This is a genomic window from Algoriphagus sp. A40 (genome assembly GCF_002002735.1).
Classification (GTDB): Bacteria; Bacteroidota; Bacteroidia; order Cytophagales; family Cyclobacteriaceae; genus Algoriphagus.
Genome location: NZ_MUNY01000032.1, coordinates 74,811 through 91,914, shown reverse-complemented (window position 1 = coordinate 91,914; position 17,104 = coordinate 74,811). Strand labels below are relative to the sequence as shown.

The 17,104-nt window shown below is 44.4% G+C and carries 14 protein-coding genes and 1 rRNA gene; 3 read left to right on the top strand and 12 right to left on the bottom strand.

The window, feature by feature from the left end; translation table 11 throughout:
* The 6 genes from B0E43_RS01460 to rpmH all read right to left on the bottom strand — a co-directional run.
* Positions 1 to 67, bottom strand: a 16S ribosomal RNA gene (locus tag B0E43_RS01460); the annotation flags it as partial.
* 358 nt (positions 68 to 425) lie between these two features.
* Positions 426 to 935 carry a DUF2480 family protein gene (locus B0E43_RS01455; RefSeq protein ID WP_077346287.1) on the bottom strand — a complete coding sequence of 170 codons (510 nt, stop codon included), beginning with the start codon at positions 933 to 935 and terminating at the stop codon, positions 426 to 428.
* The gene (gene tsaB / locus B0E43_RS01450) at positions 932 to 1,621 is read right to left on the bottom strand and encodes a tRNA (adenosine(37)-N6)-threonylcarbamoyltransferase complex dimerization subunit type 1 TsaB (RefSeq protein ID WP_077346286.1); all 690 of its coding nucleotides are present in this window, start codon (positions 1,619 to 1,621) and stop codon (positions 932 to 934) included. The genes B0E43_RS01455 and tsaB overlap by 4 nt, the downstream gene beginning before the upstream one ends.
* 1 nt (position 1,622) lies before the next feature.
* The gene (locus tag B0E43_RS01445) at positions 1,623 to 3,284 is read right to left on the bottom strand and encodes a S41 family peptidase (protein WP_077346285.1); all 1,662 of its coding nucleotides are present in this window, start codon (positions 3,282 to 3,284) and stop codon (positions 1,623 to 1,625) included.
* A complete protein-coding gene (gene rnpA, locus B0E43_RS01440) occupies positions 3,281 to 3,661 on the bottom strand; it encodes a ribonuclease P protein component (RefSeq protein ID WP_077346284.1) in 381 nt (126 codons plus the stop codon). The genes B0E43_RS01445 and rnpA overlap by 4 nt, the downstream gene beginning before the upstream one ends.
* Positions 3,662 to 3,709: 48 nt before the next feature.
* Entirely contained in the window at positions 3,710 to 3,868 is a 159-nt protein-coding gene (gene rpmH, locus B0E43_RS01435; protein WP_077346283.1) for a 50S ribosomal protein L34, read from the bottom strand.
* Positions 3,869 to 4,005: 137 nt separating this feature from the next.
* On the opposite strand from rpmH, the gene B0E43_RS01430 reads away from it, so the two are divergent.
* On the top strand, positions 4,006 to 5,664 hold the full coding sequence (locus B0E43_RS01430) for a hypothetical protein (RefSeq protein WP_077346282.1): 1,659 nt from the start codon (positions 4,006 to 4,008) through the stop codon (positions 5,662 to 5,664).
* A gap of 51 nt (positions 5,665 to 5,715) precedes the next feature.
* On the opposite strand, the gene B0E43_RS01425 is transcribed toward B0E43_RS01430, so the two are convergent.
* The 6 genes from B0E43_RS01425 to rimO form a co-directional block, all read right to left on the bottom strand.
* Entirely contained in the window at positions 5,716 to 6,444 is a 729-nt protein-coding gene (locus B0E43_RS01425; RefSeq protein WP_077346281.1) for a peptidase, M16 family protein, read from the bottom strand.
* Positions 6,445 to 6,511: 67 nt separating this feature from the next.
* Positions 6,512 to 8,557, bottom strand: coding sequence for a pitrilysin family protein (locus B0E43_RS01420; protein WP_077346292.1), 2,046 nt, complete (start codon positions 8,555 to 8,557; stop codon positions 6,512 to 6,514).
* Positions 8,558 to 8,584: 27 nt separating this feature from the next.
* Positions 8,585 to 9,916, bottom strand: coding sequence for a pitrilysin family protein (locus B0E43_RS01415; RefSeq protein WP_077346280.1), 1,332 nt, complete (start codon positions 9,914 to 9,916; stop codon positions 8,585 to 8,587).
* A gap of 190 nt (positions 9,917 to 10,106) precedes the next feature.
* The gene (locus B0E43_RS01410) at positions 10,107 to 11,102 is read right to left on the bottom strand and encodes an adenosine kinase (protein WP_077346279.1); all 996 of its coding nucleotides are present in this window, start codon (positions 11,100 to 11,102) and stop codon (positions 10,107 to 10,109) included.
* A gap of 219 nt (positions 11,103 to 11,321) precedes the next feature.
* The gene (locus B0E43_RS01405; RefSeq protein ID WP_077346278.1) at positions 11,322 to 12,485 is read right to left on the bottom strand and encodes a hypothetical protein; all 1,164 of its coding nucleotides are present in this window, start codon (positions 12,483 to 12,485) and stop codon (positions 11,322 to 11,324) included.
* A gap of 110 nt (positions 12,486 to 12,595) precedes the next feature.
* Entirely contained in the window at positions 12,596 to 13,909 is a 1,314-nt protein-coding gene (gene rimO, locus B0E43_RS01400) for a 30S ribosomal protein S12 methylthiotransferase RimO (RefSeq protein WP_077346291.1), read from the bottom strand.
* Positions 13,910 to 14,440: 531 nt separating this feature from the next.
* Here rimO and B0E43_RS01395 point away from each other — a divergent pair.
* Both B0E43_RS01395 and B0E43_RS01390 read left to right on the top strand, forming a co-directional pair.
* Positions 14,441 to 16,444 (top strand): thiamine pyrophosphate-dependent enzyme, encoded by a 2,004-nt coding sequence (locus tag B0E43_RS01395; RefSeq protein WP_077346277.1) that lies wholly within the window; start codon positions 14,441 to 14,443, stop codon positions 16,442 to 16,444.
* Between the two features lie 151 nt (positions 16,445 to 16,595).
* Positions 16,596 to 17,093 (top strand): GNAT family N-acetyltransferase, encoded by a 498-nt coding sequence (locus tag B0E43_RS01390; protein WP_077346276.1) that lies wholly within the window; start codon positions 16,596 to 16,598, stop codon positions 17,091 to 17,093.
* Positions 17,094 to 17,104 lie beyond the last annotated feature (11 nt).

The following is a 17,104-nucleotide window of genomic DNA, read 5'->3' as shown; positions in this document are numbered from 1 at the left end:
GCTCGACTTGCATGTATTAGGCCTGCCGCTAGCGTTCATCCTGAGCCAGGATCAAACTCTCCATTGTAAATTATCATTATTGTCGATTGTCAAATGCCCTAAGGCCTCTTGACAACTCCCTGCCCTTGTTCTCAGGCTCTTTTTCTCTCTTACAACACTTCAAAGAACTTATCTCTTGACTTTCCAAGAGTTTGTGAGACCGTTGTCCCAAATGCGAGTGCAAAGATCGGATTTTGTTTCTTCTTTCCAAAACCTCGAAGAAAAATTTTCTGATTTTTTTCTTCGCTTTGACTACTCTATTTCAACTTCCCCGGAGACGTCTTCTCGAATGGGAGTGCAAACATAGAAGAGTCATTTTGATTACGCAAGCCTTTCCCAAACAAAAATCTCAAACTTTTTTGAATTCGGATTTTATCCTTTCAGTATCAGGACTTTGATTTTTTATACAAGGGAACTGTACTGCAAGGCTCGCCAAACATCAGGCTCTTTGCCTGACCTTGAAGCAGAGAAATCAAGCGCCCATAAGCAAAAAGTGGTATCGGAAATTTAGAACACCCTTTGATCACCACCGGGCGATCTTTGTAATCTTCTAGGTCAATTTTTGCCAAAGTAATCTCCGCGATGTGTTGTTCTAAATTTTCAAACCCACCTACCACATAGCCTTTGGCCTGGCTTTCGAGATAAGTACATACCAACATAAAAGCCCATGTCGGAACAATCGCGTCAGCGGTACAAGTCACTGCAACCCATTTCCCAGAATAAGGTGACCAATCCAATTCCTTTAAAGTCAGACGAAAATCCTTTTCTCTCAAAATCAACTCCTGAAACAGATAGGGCTTCAAATCAAATAAAACCCTCTCCTCCTGAGGATAAAACTCCTCCATGTTGATCGAAAGGATTGGACTTGAAGCAACTCGGTTGACTATATCACTCATAAGCTGAGTAGCGGATTTTTCTTGGAATGTAACGCTTTGAACTCTTTTAGGTAATTGGGCACAAAGTAAGCAAGGTCAGCAAACTGTGCTTTTTCAAACTTACCAAGGGCAACTTTCCCCATATGCTGGGAAGAAAATGATAAATCGGAAATAAATCTGGCATTTTCATTTTGCACCAGTGACTTTACTTTATCTACTGCATCTCCGAGAAAATAAACCCGATGGTTTTCCAAAAAGTTCTGAAATGAACTTTCGGAAAGTACTTCCGCATCAAGGGTTGAAACAGAGTCCAATTTCCAATCAAAAACTTCCCGGTACACTTCCATCCTCCGGGCATCCAAAACAGGAATGACCAAATCTCCTTCCTCCAAATGAACAGCACTGGCCAAGGCCTGCAAGGTATTCACCCCAATCAAAGGCCTATTCAATCCAAAAGCCAATCCCTTTGCAGTGGACACTCCAATCCGCAATCCGGTATAAGAACCCGGACCTTCGGAAACAGCAATTGCATCCAATTCTTTAAAACCAAGCCCTGCCTTTTCCAAAACTTCTTCAATCAGTAAAACAAGGCGCTCTGCATGAGCTCCGGGTTCACTCACTTCAGAAAGCGAAATCAAATTCCCATCCCGATGGACTGCTACTGAGCAAATTGAAGTTGAGGTCTCTATCGCAAGGATATTTACCATATTACTTGGCGGAGGAAGTTAAAACCTTGGAGGTTTTAAGGGGATCAGACAGGTAGGTTTTGGCCATATCAACTGCAGGATCCTGGTCGAGGCCAGCCTCAATCATTCCTTCCTGAAAATAGTATCGTGAAACAATCTCTTCGCTGAGGATTTTTTTGACCTCTTCTTTATGATTGTCGAGGTCTTGTTCTTTGCTATGATTCACTTTTGCTTTGATCGCCTCCAGCTGGGACTTGATTTCTTCAAAATAGACCTCTTTTTCAGCATACTTTTCCAAATCCTCCAAAGATTTCTCTGTATAAGTGGTGTAGTCGTATTCTTTTCCGACCAGGAATTTCTTGAATTCTTCAAAATCCTGATCCGATATGGTAAAAGTCATCGGGTTAGAAATTGACTTGTGCTTATAGAAATATTGCGTGGCAAAATCAAAGACATGATTTCCAGCAACCAGAGTATAGGAAATCGGCGCGTAAGTCACTTCCTCCACGAGATCGTCAGGTTCGATTCCAGCTCCGTCCAAAACCACTCTGCCATTGGCGGTTTTGAATTCCTTTCTCAAAGAATCCGGAACAGAAGTAATTGCCCCATTTTCTCTGGATTGAGCATAGTCAATGGCCTGGATGCAGCGTCCGCTCGGAATGTAATATTTGGCCGTCGTGATTTTCACCTGGGCATTGTAAGTCAATGGAATGGTGGTCTGCACCAAGCCTTTTCCGAAGGATTTTCTCCCAACCAAAACAGCCCGGTCATAATCCTGCAAAGCACCGGCAACGATCTCTGCAGCCGAAGCACTTCGTTCATTGATCAGCACCACAATCGGAATATCCTTATCTACCGGTGTTTTGGTAGTCTTGTAGGTATAATTCACATTTTGAAGTTTGCCAAGGGTCTTTACTACTTCTTTTCCTTTGGGGATAAAAAGATTTACAATCTCCACGGCTTCATTCAACAGTCCGCCTGGATTGTCTCTCAAATCCAAAATCAATCGGTCAGCTCCCTGGAATTTGAGATTCACCAAGGCGTTTCTTACCTCAGCTGAGGCATTGGTTGTAAAATCCGCCAGTTTGATATAGCCCGTTTTATCATCCAATTTCCCGTAGAAAGGAACATTTTTAATGGTGATTTTTTTTCGGATCAAAGAAAACTCCAAGGTGTCTGTATCACGAAGGACTTTTACGCTCAATGGAGTATTTGCAGGGCCTTTCAACAATTCAGAAACCTCAGAGGTTGGTTTTCCGACCACGTCCACTGAGTCAATTTTCAGAATGTAATCAGCGATTTTCAAACCGGCACTCTGCGCAGGAAATCCTGTATATGGCATCAATACCATATTTCCTTCTCCCCGATTCCCGATCAATGCTCCGATTCCGGCATATTCTCCCGTCGTCAACATCCGAAAATCATCCGAATCTTCCTCGGGAATGTACTCGGTATAGGGATCCAATTCCTCCAACATCGCATTGATCCCTATGGTCACCAGCTGATCCGCATCGATCTCATCCACATAGTAAGAGTCCAATTCTCTGACCAGGGTAGCGAAAATGTCTATGTTCTTAGCCAGCGCAAAAAGCTTGTCGTTTTTCACCTGAAAGGCAAAAACTCCTGAAAAAAGCACCAGAATCAGCGGAATAAAAACAACCGGTTTTTTCAATTTTTGGATCATGAGGAAAGTGAATTTTGGGGTAATTCCTGGTTTAGTCTGTTGAGGGCTTGTTTCATTTTGGGTTCTATCTCTGCAAAAGACATATCTGCTTTGCCAACAAATATAACCCCCAGGATGATTCCATCAGCAGGCAATATATGCTTATTGAGTCGGTAGGCTTCTTTGAGTCTTCGTTTGATGAAGTTTCGACCGTTGGCCCGCTTGATTTTCTTTTTCGAAACGGAAAAAAGCACTTGGTTAGCTTGCCCTGAAAGGTCAATTTTCCTTAAAAAGAGCACTTTGAAAGGGTACAAAAAAAAAGAGGAACCTTCGTTAAAAAGTTCCTTGATTAGTTTTTCGGCATGTAGCCGCTCAGATTTGGGAAGTCGAAAATTCATCGCAGGGACTGTACTCGTATGCGAACATACGAAAACCAGCGCAGAGAATTACTTCTTCAAAGTCTTTTCAGAAGATACAGTCAGCTTGTGTCTTCCTTTTGCTCTTCTGGCTCTCAAAACTCTTCTACCATTAGCAGTAGCCATTCTTTCTCTGAAGCCGTGCTTGTTTTTTCTTTTTCTGTTAGAAGGCTGGAATGTTCTTTTCATGATCGAATATCGTTATCTAATTGCTCCCTTGACTTTTCTCTTTGGCATTGACCCCAAAAAGGACTGCAAAGATATGTACCATTTTCTTAAATACAAATCCGACTTCTACATTTGTTTTGAGACTCAGTAAGAAACCCATGATTAAAGTCCAGATTTCCTGCAAAAATCCCGCTTCACAATTCATTCAAATCCGGTTGGGACTTGATGTTTTGGAAGAAAAGTCCATTTTCCTCCAACTCCCAGCTTGGAGGGCTGGTCGCTATCAATTGGCAAATTACGCTCAGAATATCCGTGGATTTCGGGTTTTTGATGAGAAAAAAAATCAAAAACCCTTCGCAAAATCCTCCAAAGATCGCTGGGAAATTATACCCACCACCAACGGCAAGATCCAAATCGAATACGAATACTGGGCGGGAAAAATGGATGCCGGAAGCGCATGGGCGGATGATGAGCAAGTCTATGTGAATTTGGTTAATTGCTGTATTGAGGTTTTGGAAAAAAGTGAAGAGGCAATCGAAGTGACTCTCAACCTACCAGACTTTCCCCAGCAAATCAGCACGCTTAGTCCTCTTTCTTCCTCAAAATGGACAGCCGAAAACTTCCAGATGCTTGCTGATTCGACCATTTTGGCGGCTAAAAATCTGATTCATTGGGAATATAAGGTCGGGAAAACCAACTTTCGCATCTGGATTCATGGAATGGTTCATTTTGATCAAAACTTGTTTCTGGATCGATTTAAGGCCTTTTCAGAAAAGTTAATTCACGATTTCGGGGAATTTCCGGAAGAGGAATACCACTTCATTTTCCAGTTTCTTTCCTATCCGCATTATCATGGAGTCGAGCACAGGAGAGGTACAGTGATCACCTTTGGACCTGCAGAAAGTCTTCAAGACTTTGCCCAAATGGAGGAATTGCTGGGGGTTAGCTGCCATGAACTTTATCATGCCTGGAATGTCTGCCGGATTCGGCCAAAGGAGCTTTTGCCTTATGATTTTTCCAAAGAAACTTACACCCAAGCCGGCCTGGTACTGGAAGGAGTCACGACCTATATGGGAGATTTGTACCTACTCAAGTCGGGAGTTTATGATCTTGAAACCTACCTGAGGCATTTTGAAAAAGTCATCGCCAGAGAAGCCTCCAACTTTGGGTGGAAAAATTACACCATCCAAGAGTCATCCTTTGACCTCTGGCTGGATGGTTATGTGGCGGGAATTCCGGACCGCAGAGTCAATATCTACACCAGAGGCGCATTGCTGGCAATTTGCCTTGATATCCTTTTGTTGAAAACTGGAAGTTCTCTGGCAACTGTGATGAAAAAGATGTGGGAGCGATTCGGCAAACCATTTAAAGGCTACGAATTTCAGGATTTTGAAAATTTGATTTTTGCCGAATTTGCTGAACAAATTGAAATCAAGCAGTTTTTCATTGACTTCGTTTATGGATATCAAAACCTATTTCCAAAACTCGAATCTCTTCTTAATGAAATTGGAATTGAAATACAGGAAACTTTTGGAGAAGACTGGCTTTTGCACCAATTGGGGATTCGGACAAGTTCCGAAGGGGAAATCACCCAAATTCATCCCGAATCCAGAGCCTTTTTTACCTTGATGAAAAATGACCGGATCATCAATTGGCCAATAGAAAAGCCTTTGGATTCAAATCCCTTGAAGCTCCAGATAGACCGCTTTGGCAGATTTTTAGAATTGAATGTGTTTCTAGAAAACGGCAATTTCTTTCCAGTTTATAGACTTTTTCCGAAAGAACTCAATTCCCTTTCAGAAAAGTGGATGGCATAAAAAAGGCCCCCAAACTCCGGAGGCCTCTTACTTTTCTAATCAGAATTACAATTATTGGAAATCCGAATCCGATAAAGTCTGATTGAATTTCACTGAAATCATTTTGGCTTCCAGAGCAGTCGGTAGCATTGGATTTTTGATCGTCAGAAGCATCGGAAACATAATTCCGTCAATTTCCTGATAGTCGGAATAGGAGATTTCGCCGGTTGCCTCTGAACTGGTTTTTAGCTTCAAGCCACTCTCTACAGAATAAAACTCATGGGTCACCATTCCATTAGGGGCAGTGACTCCCAATTTGTTTGCTTGCTGTCCTTCAACGTCCTCGGTTCCCAAAAACTCCAGTGTAAAACCCATTTCTTCGTAATACTGCTCCGGGAAAACATAGGTTTGCGGCTTGAGCAATGCCGCAGTTTCTTCAGGAAGTTCCTGAACTTGGCCCATCATGACCATTTGACCTTTGCCTCCGACGAGCAAAGTTTTTTGCATCACATTGCCTCCTACAGCTGTGGATTGCATCATTCTGGTGTTTTCAGAATCCGCAATAGTTTTGATTTCAATGACCTGACCCTGAAAATTTGCTTCGGCAGTCATGCTGGCATTTTTGATGCTTTTCACCTTTTCCTCGCCACCAACTGCTTTGATATAGCTGGCAATTATTTCAACGGGGTCGTTTTCAACAAGGACTTGTTGCTCCTCAGATCGAAGGACTTTATTTGCGAAAAGTTCACCTTGGACTGCTGCAACAAATAGGGCAGAGAATATAATTGATTTTACTTTCATGGGTAGATAATTGATTGTTATAACATGCTAAAGAAAAAAGAGGAGATCACTCTCCCCTTTTCTTTGATTAATTAATATCCTCGTCCGTGACTGGAACATTCAATTCCATTGAAGTCACCTTGGCTTCCAAAGGAACAGGAATCGCCGGAGACTTGATGGTCCATGCCATCGGAAGCAACACTCCGTCTTTTGCCTGATAATCGGAATAGAACGTATCTCCAGATGCCGGATTTTCATACTTGATCTTCAATCCAGATTCCTGTGAGTAGTAGTTAGTCAGTTTGGCGCCCGAAGCTGCAGTGATGATCACTTTATAGGCAGGCGTACCGTCTACATCTTTCAAACCATCAAAAGTCAGGGTATATCCCATTTCCTGATAAACGGACTCTGGGAAAAGGAAAGAGTTCAACTTGGCTTCGGCCAATTGGGCTTCGTTCATTTCCATAGACTGGCCCTGTACCGACATAGAGCCTTTTCCGTCTGCCAAAGTAGTCTTTTGCATTACATTTCCACCCACAGATAGCTTCTGTCCATATCTTCCATTTTGAGAGTCATAGACAAATGCCAGGTTCAAAGGTGTCCCCATGACGTCGGCATCCATGGAGATTTTGGCAGTTTTGATGGCCTTCACCTTCTCAGCTCCACCGATTGCAGTCAGGTAGTTTTCGAGGACTTTTTCGGCTGTCATGTCAGCATCGGCAGTCAGCTCTTTGGCAGGCATCCCCATGTTGTCATACATGACAACTTCCCCAAACTGAGCCAATTTTTCCTTGATTTCAGACCCATTACCGACAGTAGTGATGACGAATTTATCCGGCTCGATCAGTCGTTTTGCTGTAGCGTTGATATCGGCGACAGTCAGGGCATTGAGCTTTTGCAAATAGGTCTCATAATAGTCTTTGGGGAGTTTGTAGCGGTCAATGTTCAGTGCGAAGTTTGCCACAGTCGCAGGCTGCTCCAGTGAACGGCCAAAACTACCGGACAATTCTGCTTTAGCTTTAGCAAGTTCTTCTTCCGTAACCCCATTTTCGACCAGATTCTGGATTTCGTAAATGAATTCATGAACCGCAGAATCAGTCACTTCGGTTCGGACGGAAGCATTGGCAGAAATAGTAGCCACTAATTTATCGGCGCCGATGGAGGAGTAAGCTCCATAGGTGTAGCCTTTGTCCTCTCGCAGATTCATAAATAAGCGGGAAGCGGATCCTCCACCCAATATCTGATTCAACAATCGGCTGGAAATGTAATCCTGATCTCCGATTTTCATTTTCACCGGTTGGGTCACATTGATCACGGACTGCACGGATGAACTTCTATCCACCAAGGCAACCGCTCTTTTGGAGGCACGCTCAGGCATCGGGTAAGTGAATTTTGGAACTTCCCCTTGCTGCCAGTTTCCGAAATACTGCTTCACCACTTTTTCGGCTTCAGCCTTATCCATGTCTCCAACGATCGCCAGGTAAGCGATATTAGGTTTGAAGTAGGTCGAATAGTAGCTTTTCACATCTTCTACTGTGATGTTATTGATAGTTTTCTCAGATTCTACTTCACCATAGGGATGGTTTTTGCCAAACACCACGGCAGATGAAAGCCTGCCGGAAATCGCATTGGGGTTGTCTTTGCTTTGAGCCAAACCGGTGAGAGACTGCTTTTTCAATTTATCCAATTCCTCCTGCGGAAAAACCGGATTGTAAAGCACGTCGGCCATCAGTTCAAGCACTTTCCCCTGGTGCTTTTTCAAGGAAGAAGCAAACATCGAGGTCGATGAAGCGCTCAGGCTTGCTCCGATAAAGTCAATTTCCTGATCCAACTGATCCTTGCTCCTGTTTTTGGTGCCCGCCATCATCATCTCTCCAACGAAACCGGTCATTCCGGCTTTGTCTCCTTCCAGAATCGGATCCCTTTCCAAAACCAGAGTAAATGAAACGCGTGGGAGTTTGGTGTTTTTCACCACGAATACCTTCAGTCCATTTTCCAAAGTGAAAGTTTCCGCTTCTCCGATTTTGATTTCCGGAGCTGGACCTGCAGCTGGAAGCTTGCTTCGGTCCACCTGAGCAAAACCTCCGATGGATACCAAAAGGGCAAATACAAACGCTATAGCAAATTTTTTCATGTCTTTTCGATCGTTTAGGTGAAACAATTACTCAGTAGTAGGCTGAGCTGATTTAGGCAAATAATATAACACCACCCGGCCGGTGAGATCCATGTATTCTTTGGCCACACGCTGAATATCCGCTTTGGTCACTTTGGAATAAGCATCCATCACCTGGTTGATGTAATTGGTGTCCCCATAGATCACTTTGGCTTCGGCGAGGTTCTCGGCGATACCTGCCACTGTGGAGTTACCGCTCACGATGTTGTTTTCCATGATATTTTTCAGCTTGGCAAATTCCTCGTCGCTGATTCCCTGATCCTGCACTTGTTTGATCAACCGATCCACTTCTGCTTCCAGATCCTTTGGTTCCACACCCATATTGGTGATTCCATACATGATAAAAATCCCTCCGTCTTCCAGCTCCAAAGGAATTGCAGCAATCACCAATGCTTTCTGCTGCTTGTCTACCAGTTCCTTGGTCATCAGGGAGGAATTTCCTCCTGTCAGGTAAGTGGAAAGCATGGACAGTGCATAAGAATCCGGATGATTTCTTGGAGGCAAATTGTACGCCTGGATTACAGCAGGAATTTGAATGTTGTCATAAATGATGTCGCGTGTTTCAACCGTTTTCTTAGGTTCAACTACATTAGGTCGATAGATTTCTTTTGCTCCTTTTGGAATCTCAGAAAAATATTCCCGCACCCAAGCCTCCGCCTGTGCATAATCGATGTCACCGGCAATAGTCAAGGTAGCGTTGTTTGGCACGTAGAAATCTTTGTAAAACTGCTGAAATTCCTCAATCGTGGCTGCATTCAGGTGATCCATGGAACCAATCGGCGCCCACTGATACGGGTGCACTTGATAGGCTCTTACCAATGTCTCAGGCAGGATTGTTCCGTAAGGCTGGTTTTCGTAGCGCTGACGTCTCTCCTCTTTGACCACTTCCCGTTGAGTTTCCACACCAGTGATATCCACCTTGGAGTGGAGCATCCGCTCACTTTCCATGTACAGCGCCAATTCCAGCTCATTCGATGGGAGCAACTCATAGTAATAGGTGATGTCGTTGGAAGTGTATGCGTTTAGCGTTCCTCCACGGCTTTGGATGATGTTCATGTATTGGCCGCGGTCAATGTTTTCCGAACCTTCAAACATCAGGTGCTCAAAAAAATGAGCAAAACCGGTTCGCTCCGGGTTTTCATTTTTCGAACCGACATGATACAATACCGAAGTCACCACTATAGGTGTGGTATTGTCCTGGTGCATGATAACATGCAGTCCATTGTCCAGAGTGAATTCCCTGAACTCGATTTTGTTTTGGGCCAAAGCAGGTATGCTGAGTAGCACAGCAATCAGGCCTAAGGCAGTGAATTTTCTCATGGTAAAAAGATTGGGTTAGTATTCAATTGGGATATAAGTTGGCAAATAGTATGATCTGATTCAAATCAGAAATAAGCCTTTCATCAAAGTAAACTAAAAAAGGTAGGTGTTGGGTTTTAAAAATCCACCATTGCAGGAAAAAGAAGATAAACGAGGGAGATTTTGCTCCATTCTCCCCCGTTAATTTACCTTAAGGATTAAGCCTTGCTAGGATTTCTTTGGCCTCATGCCATTGTAATCTCGGGCCAAATTGACTCACAATCCTGGAGCTTGCCATGGAGGCCAGCTTTCCACTAGACGCATAACTGTGTCCGTTTGTGATTCCGTAAAGAAAAGCTCCCGCAAACATATCTCCGGCGCCGTTGCTGTCAATTGCTGTGGTTTTGTAAGGCTCGATGTCGATAAAGGTTTCTCCATCGAAGATCATCGCTCCGTTTTTGCCTTGAGTGATCACAAAGTGCTTGGCTACTTTTTTCAGTTCTTCTCGTGCTTCCGACAGATTGTCTTTTCCCGTGAAAAGCATGGCTTCTTCTTCATTTGCGAAAAGCAAATCCACGCTCGCTCCGATCACTTCGTCAAAAGGCTCACGGAAATATTTGACCATTGCCGGGTCCGAAAAGGTCAAAGCGACTTTTACTCCGTTTTCTTCAGCCACTTTCTTGGCATGTTTCATCGCGGTCTTCCCGTTTTCAGATGTAATCAGGTAGCCTTCAATAAACAGGTATTTGGAATCTTTGATTGCCGATTCGTTGAGGTCATTTACCGAGAAATTCTGCGTGATTCCCAGAAAAGTATTCATCGTTCGTTCGGAATCCTCGGTCACCATCACCAGACACTTGCCTGTTACTCCTTCCTCCAGTTTTTCCGGATTCAAACCAATCGAAACCCCCGAGTCATTCAAGTCCTTGAGGTAAAAATGCCCGAGTTCGTCGTTGGCTACCCGGAAGCAGTAATAGGAATTCCCTCCAAACTGACTTACTGCCACTACCGAATTTGCCGCAGATCCTCCTGCTTGCTTTTTTGCTTCTGCGGTGTTGATCACCTGCATCAGGGAATTTTGGCGCTCCTCGTCCACTAGTGTCATCAGGCCTTTTTCGACTTTATTGTCAATAAAAAACTGATCTTTTACTTTGAACTCAATATCTACCAAGGCATTTCCAATGCCAGTCACGTCGTATTTTTTCATTTATAGAGAATTGTAAAATTGAAAGATTTCAAAATTGGAAAATTGGGCACAGGAACCATTACTTCATCATTCGACATTCTATGTTCGACATTAAAACTTAATCACCTCAATTGGAAAAGTTAGGATTGAGGTTCAAAGAGGCCTCGTATTTCGTACTTCGTAAATCAATTGGAAATCGAAGCAAACTTTTCCAAAGTTCAAAACTTTGGAAAAGTTTGCTCAATCGAAAATCGGGTGTCGCTCAAACGGTTTTTCCCGATCAAACAAATACCGATACGTATGATGCGTCTTATAAATAGTCGCCAGTAGCTGCTCGCATACCCGCATCATCTTGGGATTGAAGTCCCCGATCCAATTCATCTCGATAGTCTTGTAAGGAAAGGAAGACTTGCCGCTCATCTTGTCGTAGCTGATAATGATGGCACTCTCTACTCCCTTGCCCTGATGCTCCGGCACCACACCGAAGACCAAGCCCAGCATTTTGTTTGGCGGGGAAAAGGTCTTGTACCAAAGAAATTTCAGTTTGCCGACGAGGTCCATCTTGCCATTCACATGCTTGAAAATCTGGTTGATTTCAGGAATCTGAATAAAGAAACCAACGGGTTCACCTTTGAAGAAAGCAAAATAGATCAGCCTCGGATCGATGATGGGCTTCATCTTGCCAAACATGAGTTGAGCTTCCTTCAGTGCAATAGATTTCCCCATGTGACGCGCCCAGGCTTTGTTGTAAACTGTCATGAAATACTCAGGTGCCTTATCCTGAAGTTCTTTTCCCCGGATATAGCGGAAAGAATAATCCGGATTTGCCATGATGGCATTGGCCCGCTGGATCATCTTTTCGTCAAAGCCCAAGTCCTGCACCGGACGCATATAGGTGTATTGCCTGAAGTAAAGCTGAAAACCGTATTCCTCGAAAAACTTCTGGTAGTACCCAAAATTCCAAGGCATGTTGTAATTCGGCTCGGTGAACCCATCTACGAGCAAACCCCACCATTTATCACGCTCTCCGAAATTAACCGGGCCATCCATGGCTTCCATGCCCTCGCCTTGCAGCCAAGCTTTCGCTGTGTCAAGAAGTAAAAAGGCCGCTTCCTTATTATCGATGCATTCAAAGAAACCCACGCCTCCGGTTGGCTGCTTTTCTTTCATTTTGGGATTGACAAAAGCAGCAGTTCGGCCGATAGTTTGACCTTTTTCATCCTGAAGAAGCCATCTTTTTGCCTTGGCTCCATTCCGGAAAAGTTTGTTGGTCTCAGGGTGAAAAAGGCCTTCGATATCCGCATCCAGCGGTCGGATCCAGTTTTTTTCGTTTTTGTACAGCCGGACCGCCATCTCCAAAAATTCTGTTTGATGGGCGGGTGTGGTGACTTCAATCAGCTTCATTCGGAGGATTTTAGTCGGCTAAATTAGCGGATGTGGGGGAAAGGGCAAAAAGTGAAGGATTCGTGATGGTAAATCAAAAAAGCTGCCCCTCCAGGAGCAGCTTTCTTTGTTTATTCTTCCACCGTAGCGTACAGATCAAACTCTGTCGCCTCGTAAACTTTTGCCTGGACAAAGTCTCCTACTCTGCAATAAAACTTTGAAGCATCAATCAGTACTTCATTGTCCACTTCCACCGAGTCAAATTCGGTACGTCCAACGAAGTGGCCGCCTTCTTTTTTGTCGATCAGGACTTTGAAGGTTTTGCCGATTTTCTCCTGATTCAGGTCGTAGCTGATTTGCTCCTGCACTTCCATCAGGTGATTAGCACGGTCCTGCTTTTCCTCTTGGGAAAGTTTGTCTTCCATTGAGAAGGCATGGGTATTTTCCTCATGAGAATAGGTAAACACACCCAATCGCTCAAATTTCATCCGCTCCACAAAATCCACCATTTCCTGGAATTCCTTTTCTCCTTCTCCCGGGTGACCGGCAATCAGGGTCGTTCGGATAGCGATATCCGGCAAAATATCCCGAATGCTGTGAATGAGTTCTTCCTGTTTTTCACGTGTCGTGCCTCTGCGCATAGCCTTCAGCACATCGGTCGAACCGTGCTGCAAAGGAATATCCAGGTACTTGCAGATATTTGGTCGCTCTTTCATCACCTCGATGACATCCATCGGGAAACCCGTCGGATAGGCATAGTGCAGGCGAATCCAGTCGATTCCCTCCACATCGGATAGATTGCGGAGCAGGTCGGCCAGGTTTCTTTTTTTGTAAATATCCAAGCCGTAGTACGTCGAATCCTGGGCAATCAAAAGCAATTCTTTGGTTCCTCCGGCTGCTTTGTGCTGGGCTTCTTTGACCAATTCCTCGATCGGTCTGGAAATGTGACCACCCCGCATAATGGGGATAGCACAGAACGAACAAGGTCGATCGCAACCTTCGGAGATTTTCATGTAAGCGTAGTGAGCCGAGTGTGTCAAAAGTCTTTCCCCTACCAACTCATGCTTGTAGTCTGCTTTGAATTTTTTTAAAATCGCTGGCAAATCACGAGTACCAAAAAATGCATCCACCTGCGGAATTTCCTTTTCCAGATCGTCCTTGTAGCGCTGAGAAAGACAACCCGTCACATACACCTTATCCACCAAACCCTGCTCCTTGGCATCGACATATTGAAGGATCGTATCGATCGATTCCTGCTTCGCATTGTCAATAAATCCGCAGGTATTGATGATAATGATGTTGTTATCCTGTGAGTTAGACTCGTGGCTGGCATTGATTCCATTGCCTCTCAGTTGGGTCAAAAGAACTTCGGAATCCACCAGGTTTTTGGAGCAACCCATGGTAATAATATTGACTTTGTCTTTCTTTAATGTTCTCGCTTTCACAGGATTCGCTTGGATTTGGGAGGGCAAAGGTAGGAAAAAAACTGCGAATCAGTTTTTAGATTGGAAAATTGAAAAATTGTAAGATTGAAAAATTGCTTTCAACTCCCCCTCATGTCGCCAGAATCAGTTTTATCCTCAACTCAATTTTCAAATTTTTCAATTTTGTAATTTTTCAATCCCCCTCTTAACACTTTGATAAAACAAGCTTAACGTAACTAATCACACTCGGGGAAAAGCTTTGCCTAATTTCGCAGCGTACAGCAAATACTTTTTAACTCCTTGCATTTATTTTTTGCCTCGGCTACGGCCGGGGCCAATGCAGGAGAGTCCTTTGGTCAGGCTGAGCGGAGTCGAAGCCCCAGATTTTCCCGGTCACGATTTGGGTCACTATCCGTGTAAATCCGTGATTTTGTCCGTGCTTATCTGCGGGAACTATCACACAAGATTTATCAGCTTCTCTTTTCTCTTCAATTCCAAAACCCTTTGCCGATTTAAGGGCTTAGCTTACCTTAGAATCGTAAATCGATCCGTATGGAATTCACTGCACCTAATGCCCAAATATTAACTTTTGACCGGAAGAATTACTCGGATAAAACCCTCCTCAAACTCTACGAATCGCTGATTATTCCCCGCAGAATCGAGGAAAAAATGCTCATCCTCCTGCGTCAAGGTAGAATCAGCAAATGGTTTAGCGGTTGGGGTCAAGAAGCGATTTCCATTGGAGCAGTCATTGCCTTGGAATCCGATGAGTTTATTCTTCCCATGCACCGAAACTTGGGAATTTTCACAGGAAGGAACATGCCATTGGAGCGGCTTTTTGCCCAGTTTCAGGGAAAAAAATCAGGCTTCACCAAAGGCAGGGACCGTTCTTTTCACTTTGGCAGTATGGAGCATCACATTGTCGGGATGATTTCCCATCTCGGTCCTCAGTTGGCCATCGCGGATGGGATTGGGTTAGCTCATAAACTTTCTCAGGAAAAAAAAGTGACCCTAGTGTTTTCCGGAGACGGCGCAAGTTCGGAAGGAGATTTTCACGAAGGTTTGAATGTGGCTGCAGTTTGGAAATTGCCCGTCATTTTTGTCATCGAGCATAACGGATACGGGCTTTCTACACCAAGCGAAGAGCAGTTTGCTTTTAAGTATTTCACCGAAAAAGGCCCTGGTTATGGCATGGAGGCTGTTCGGGTACAGGGAAATAACGTGCTGGATGTCTATGACACCATTCTGAAATTGGCCGAAGAAATCCGGGAAAATCCAAGGCCAATTTTGGTCGAAGCAATTACTTTCCGAATGCGTGGACATGAAGAAGCATCAGGTACCAAGTATGTCCCCAAGCAGCTGATGGAAGATTGGGCCCAATTAGATCCGGTGAACAATTACGAATCCTACCTGGAATCTATTGGGGTGCTCGATGCAGCCACCAAAGAAACGCTGAATAAAAAAGTCAAAAAGGCTATCAACGATGCACTGGAAATTGCCTTTGCCGAGGAAGCCATCGCTCCAAATCTGGAAGAAGAACTAGCTGATGTCTATGCTCCTTTCTCGCAAAAAGTCATCGCTCCGGAGGGACCGAGTACAGAAAAACGCTTTATCGATGCGATCAGCGACGGACTCCGACAGTCCATGGAAAAATACCCGAATCTAATCCTGATGGGTCAGGATATCGGGGAATACGGTGGGGTTTTCAAAATCACGGATGGGTTCAAAACCCAATTCGGCGGTGATCGGGTGCGCAATACGCCACTTTGCGAAAGTGCCATCATCGGTACCGGACTCGGACTCTCGATCAAAGGCTACAAGGCAATGGTCGAGATGCAGTTTGCGGACTTTGTGAGCGTGGGCTTCAACCAAATCGTCAACAACCTCGCAAAAATTCATTACCGCTGGGGGCAAAACGCCGATGTCGTGGTTCGGATGCCGACTGGTGCCGGAACTGCCGCAGGGCCTTTTCACTCCCAATCCAACGAAGCCTGGTTTTTCCACACACCGGGACTAAAAATCGTCTATCCTTCCAATCCTCAGGACGCCAAAGGCCTGCTCAATGCAGCTTTGGAAGACCCGAATCCTTACCTCTATTTCGAGCACAAACTGCTTTATCGATCAATCTCTGGGCCTGTTCCTGACAGCTACTACACCGTGGAAGTCGGAAAAGCAGCATTAGCCCAAGAAGGAACCCAAGTTTCCATTATCACCTATGGCATGGGCGTACATTGGGCGATCAAGGCCGTCGAGGAAATAGGGGTTTCCGCAGATATTTTGGACTTAAGAACTCTCCTTCCTTGGGATAAAGAAGCTGTGTCGGAGACGGTGAAGAAGACCGGGAAAGTCATTTTTCTCCACGAAGACACCCTAACCGGTGGAATCGGAGCAGAAATTTGTGCATGGATTTCAGAGCATTGCTTCAAGTATTTGGATGCTCCCCTAATGCGTGAAGGCAGTTTGGACACCCCAGTTCCTTTTGCCCCAAATCTGGAAAAGCAGTTTTTGCCAACGGAGCGGTTTAAGGAGAAATTGAAGGAGTTGATTGAATTTTAGGAGAAGTAAGGAAGATTGGAAGTAGTGAGGAATGAATGTTGTCCCTTTGTCTCCCTGAGCGAAGTCGAAGGGTTTAATAGATTTCTCCAAAAAGCATCCCTCGAAAATCACTCTCAAAGTTAATTTGCCGGTCGTAAATCAAAAATCGTAAATGATTCAAATCAGACAGATTCCAAAAGAAGAACTCTCCAAAGTCCAGTCCATCGCCCACCGGACCTGGCCATCGACTTTTGCCAATATTTTGAGTACAGAGCAGATCAAGTACATGCTCAATTGGATGTATTCTTTGGAAATGCTGGAAGCCCAGCTGGAAAAAGGGCATACCTTTTTGCTTGCTGAAGAGGATGGAGAAGAACTCGGCTTCGCAGGTTTTGAACTGAATTACGGAGAAGGTCCGAAAGCAAAGCTTCATAAAATTTACCTTTTACCAGAAGCTCAAGGCAAGGGCGCAGGAAAAGCCTTGATCCTTGAAGTCGCCGACCGAGCCAAAAAATCCGATCAAAAAAGCTTGCTGCTCAATGTGAACAAATACAACCAAAAAGCCATTGATTTTTACCTGAGAATTGGATTTCAGGAGATTTACAAAGAAGTCATTGACATCGGTAGCGGCTACATGATGGACGATGTGGTGATGGAGCTCAACCTTTGAGGACCACCCTA

Coding starts and splice junctions, on each gene's coding strand:
- B0E43_RS01410 (WP_077346279.1), bottom strand. CDS start 11,102: ATGAAAAAATACGACGTGACTGGCATTGGAAATGCCTTGGTAGATATT.
- rpmH (WP_077346283.1), bottom strand. CDS start 3,868: ATGAAAAGAACATTCCAGCCTTCTAACAGAAAAAGAAAAAACAAGCAC.
- B0E43_RS01395 (WP_077346277.1), top strand. CDS start 14,441: ATGGAATTCACTGCACCTAATGCCCAAATATTAACTTTTGACCGGAAG.
- B0E43_RS01415 (WP_077346280.1), bottom strand. CDS start 9,916: ATGAGAAAATTCACTGCCTTAGGCCTGATTGCTGTGCTACTCAGCATA.
- B0E43_RS01405 (WP_077346278.1), bottom strand. CDS start 12,485: ATGAAGCTGATTGAAGTCACCACACCCGCCCATCAAACAGAATTTTTG.
- tsaB (WP_077346286.1), bottom strand. CDS start 1,621: ATGGTAAATATCCTTGCGATAGAGACCTCAACTTCAATTTGCTCAGTA.
- B0E43_RS01445 (WP_077346285.1), bottom strand. CDS start 3,284: ATGATCCAAAAATTGAAAAAACCGGTTGTTTTTATTCCGCTGATTCTG.
- B0E43_RS01390 (WP_077346276.1), top strand. CDS start 16,596: ATGATTCAAATCAGACAGATTCCAAAAGAAGAACTCTCCAAAGTCCAG.
- B0E43_RS01430 (WP_077346282.1), top strand. CDS start 4,006: ATGATTAAAGTCCAGATTTCCTGCAAAAATCCCGCTTCACAATTCATT.
- B0E43_RS01455 (WP_077346287.1), bottom strand. CDS start 935: ATGAGTGATATAGTCAACCGAGTTGCTTCAAGTCCAATCCTTTCGATC.
- B0E43_RS01420 (WP_077346292.1), bottom strand. CDS start 8,557: ATGAAAAAATTTGCTATAGCGTTTGTATTTGCCCTTTTGGTATCCATC.
- B0E43_RS01425 (WP_077346281.1), bottom strand. CDS start 6,444: ATGAAAGTAAAATCAATTATATTCTCTGCCCTATTTGTTGCAGCAGTC.
- rnpA (WP_077346284.1), bottom strand. CDS start 3,661: ATGAATTTTCGACTTCCCAAATCTGAGCGGCTACATGCCGAAAAACTA.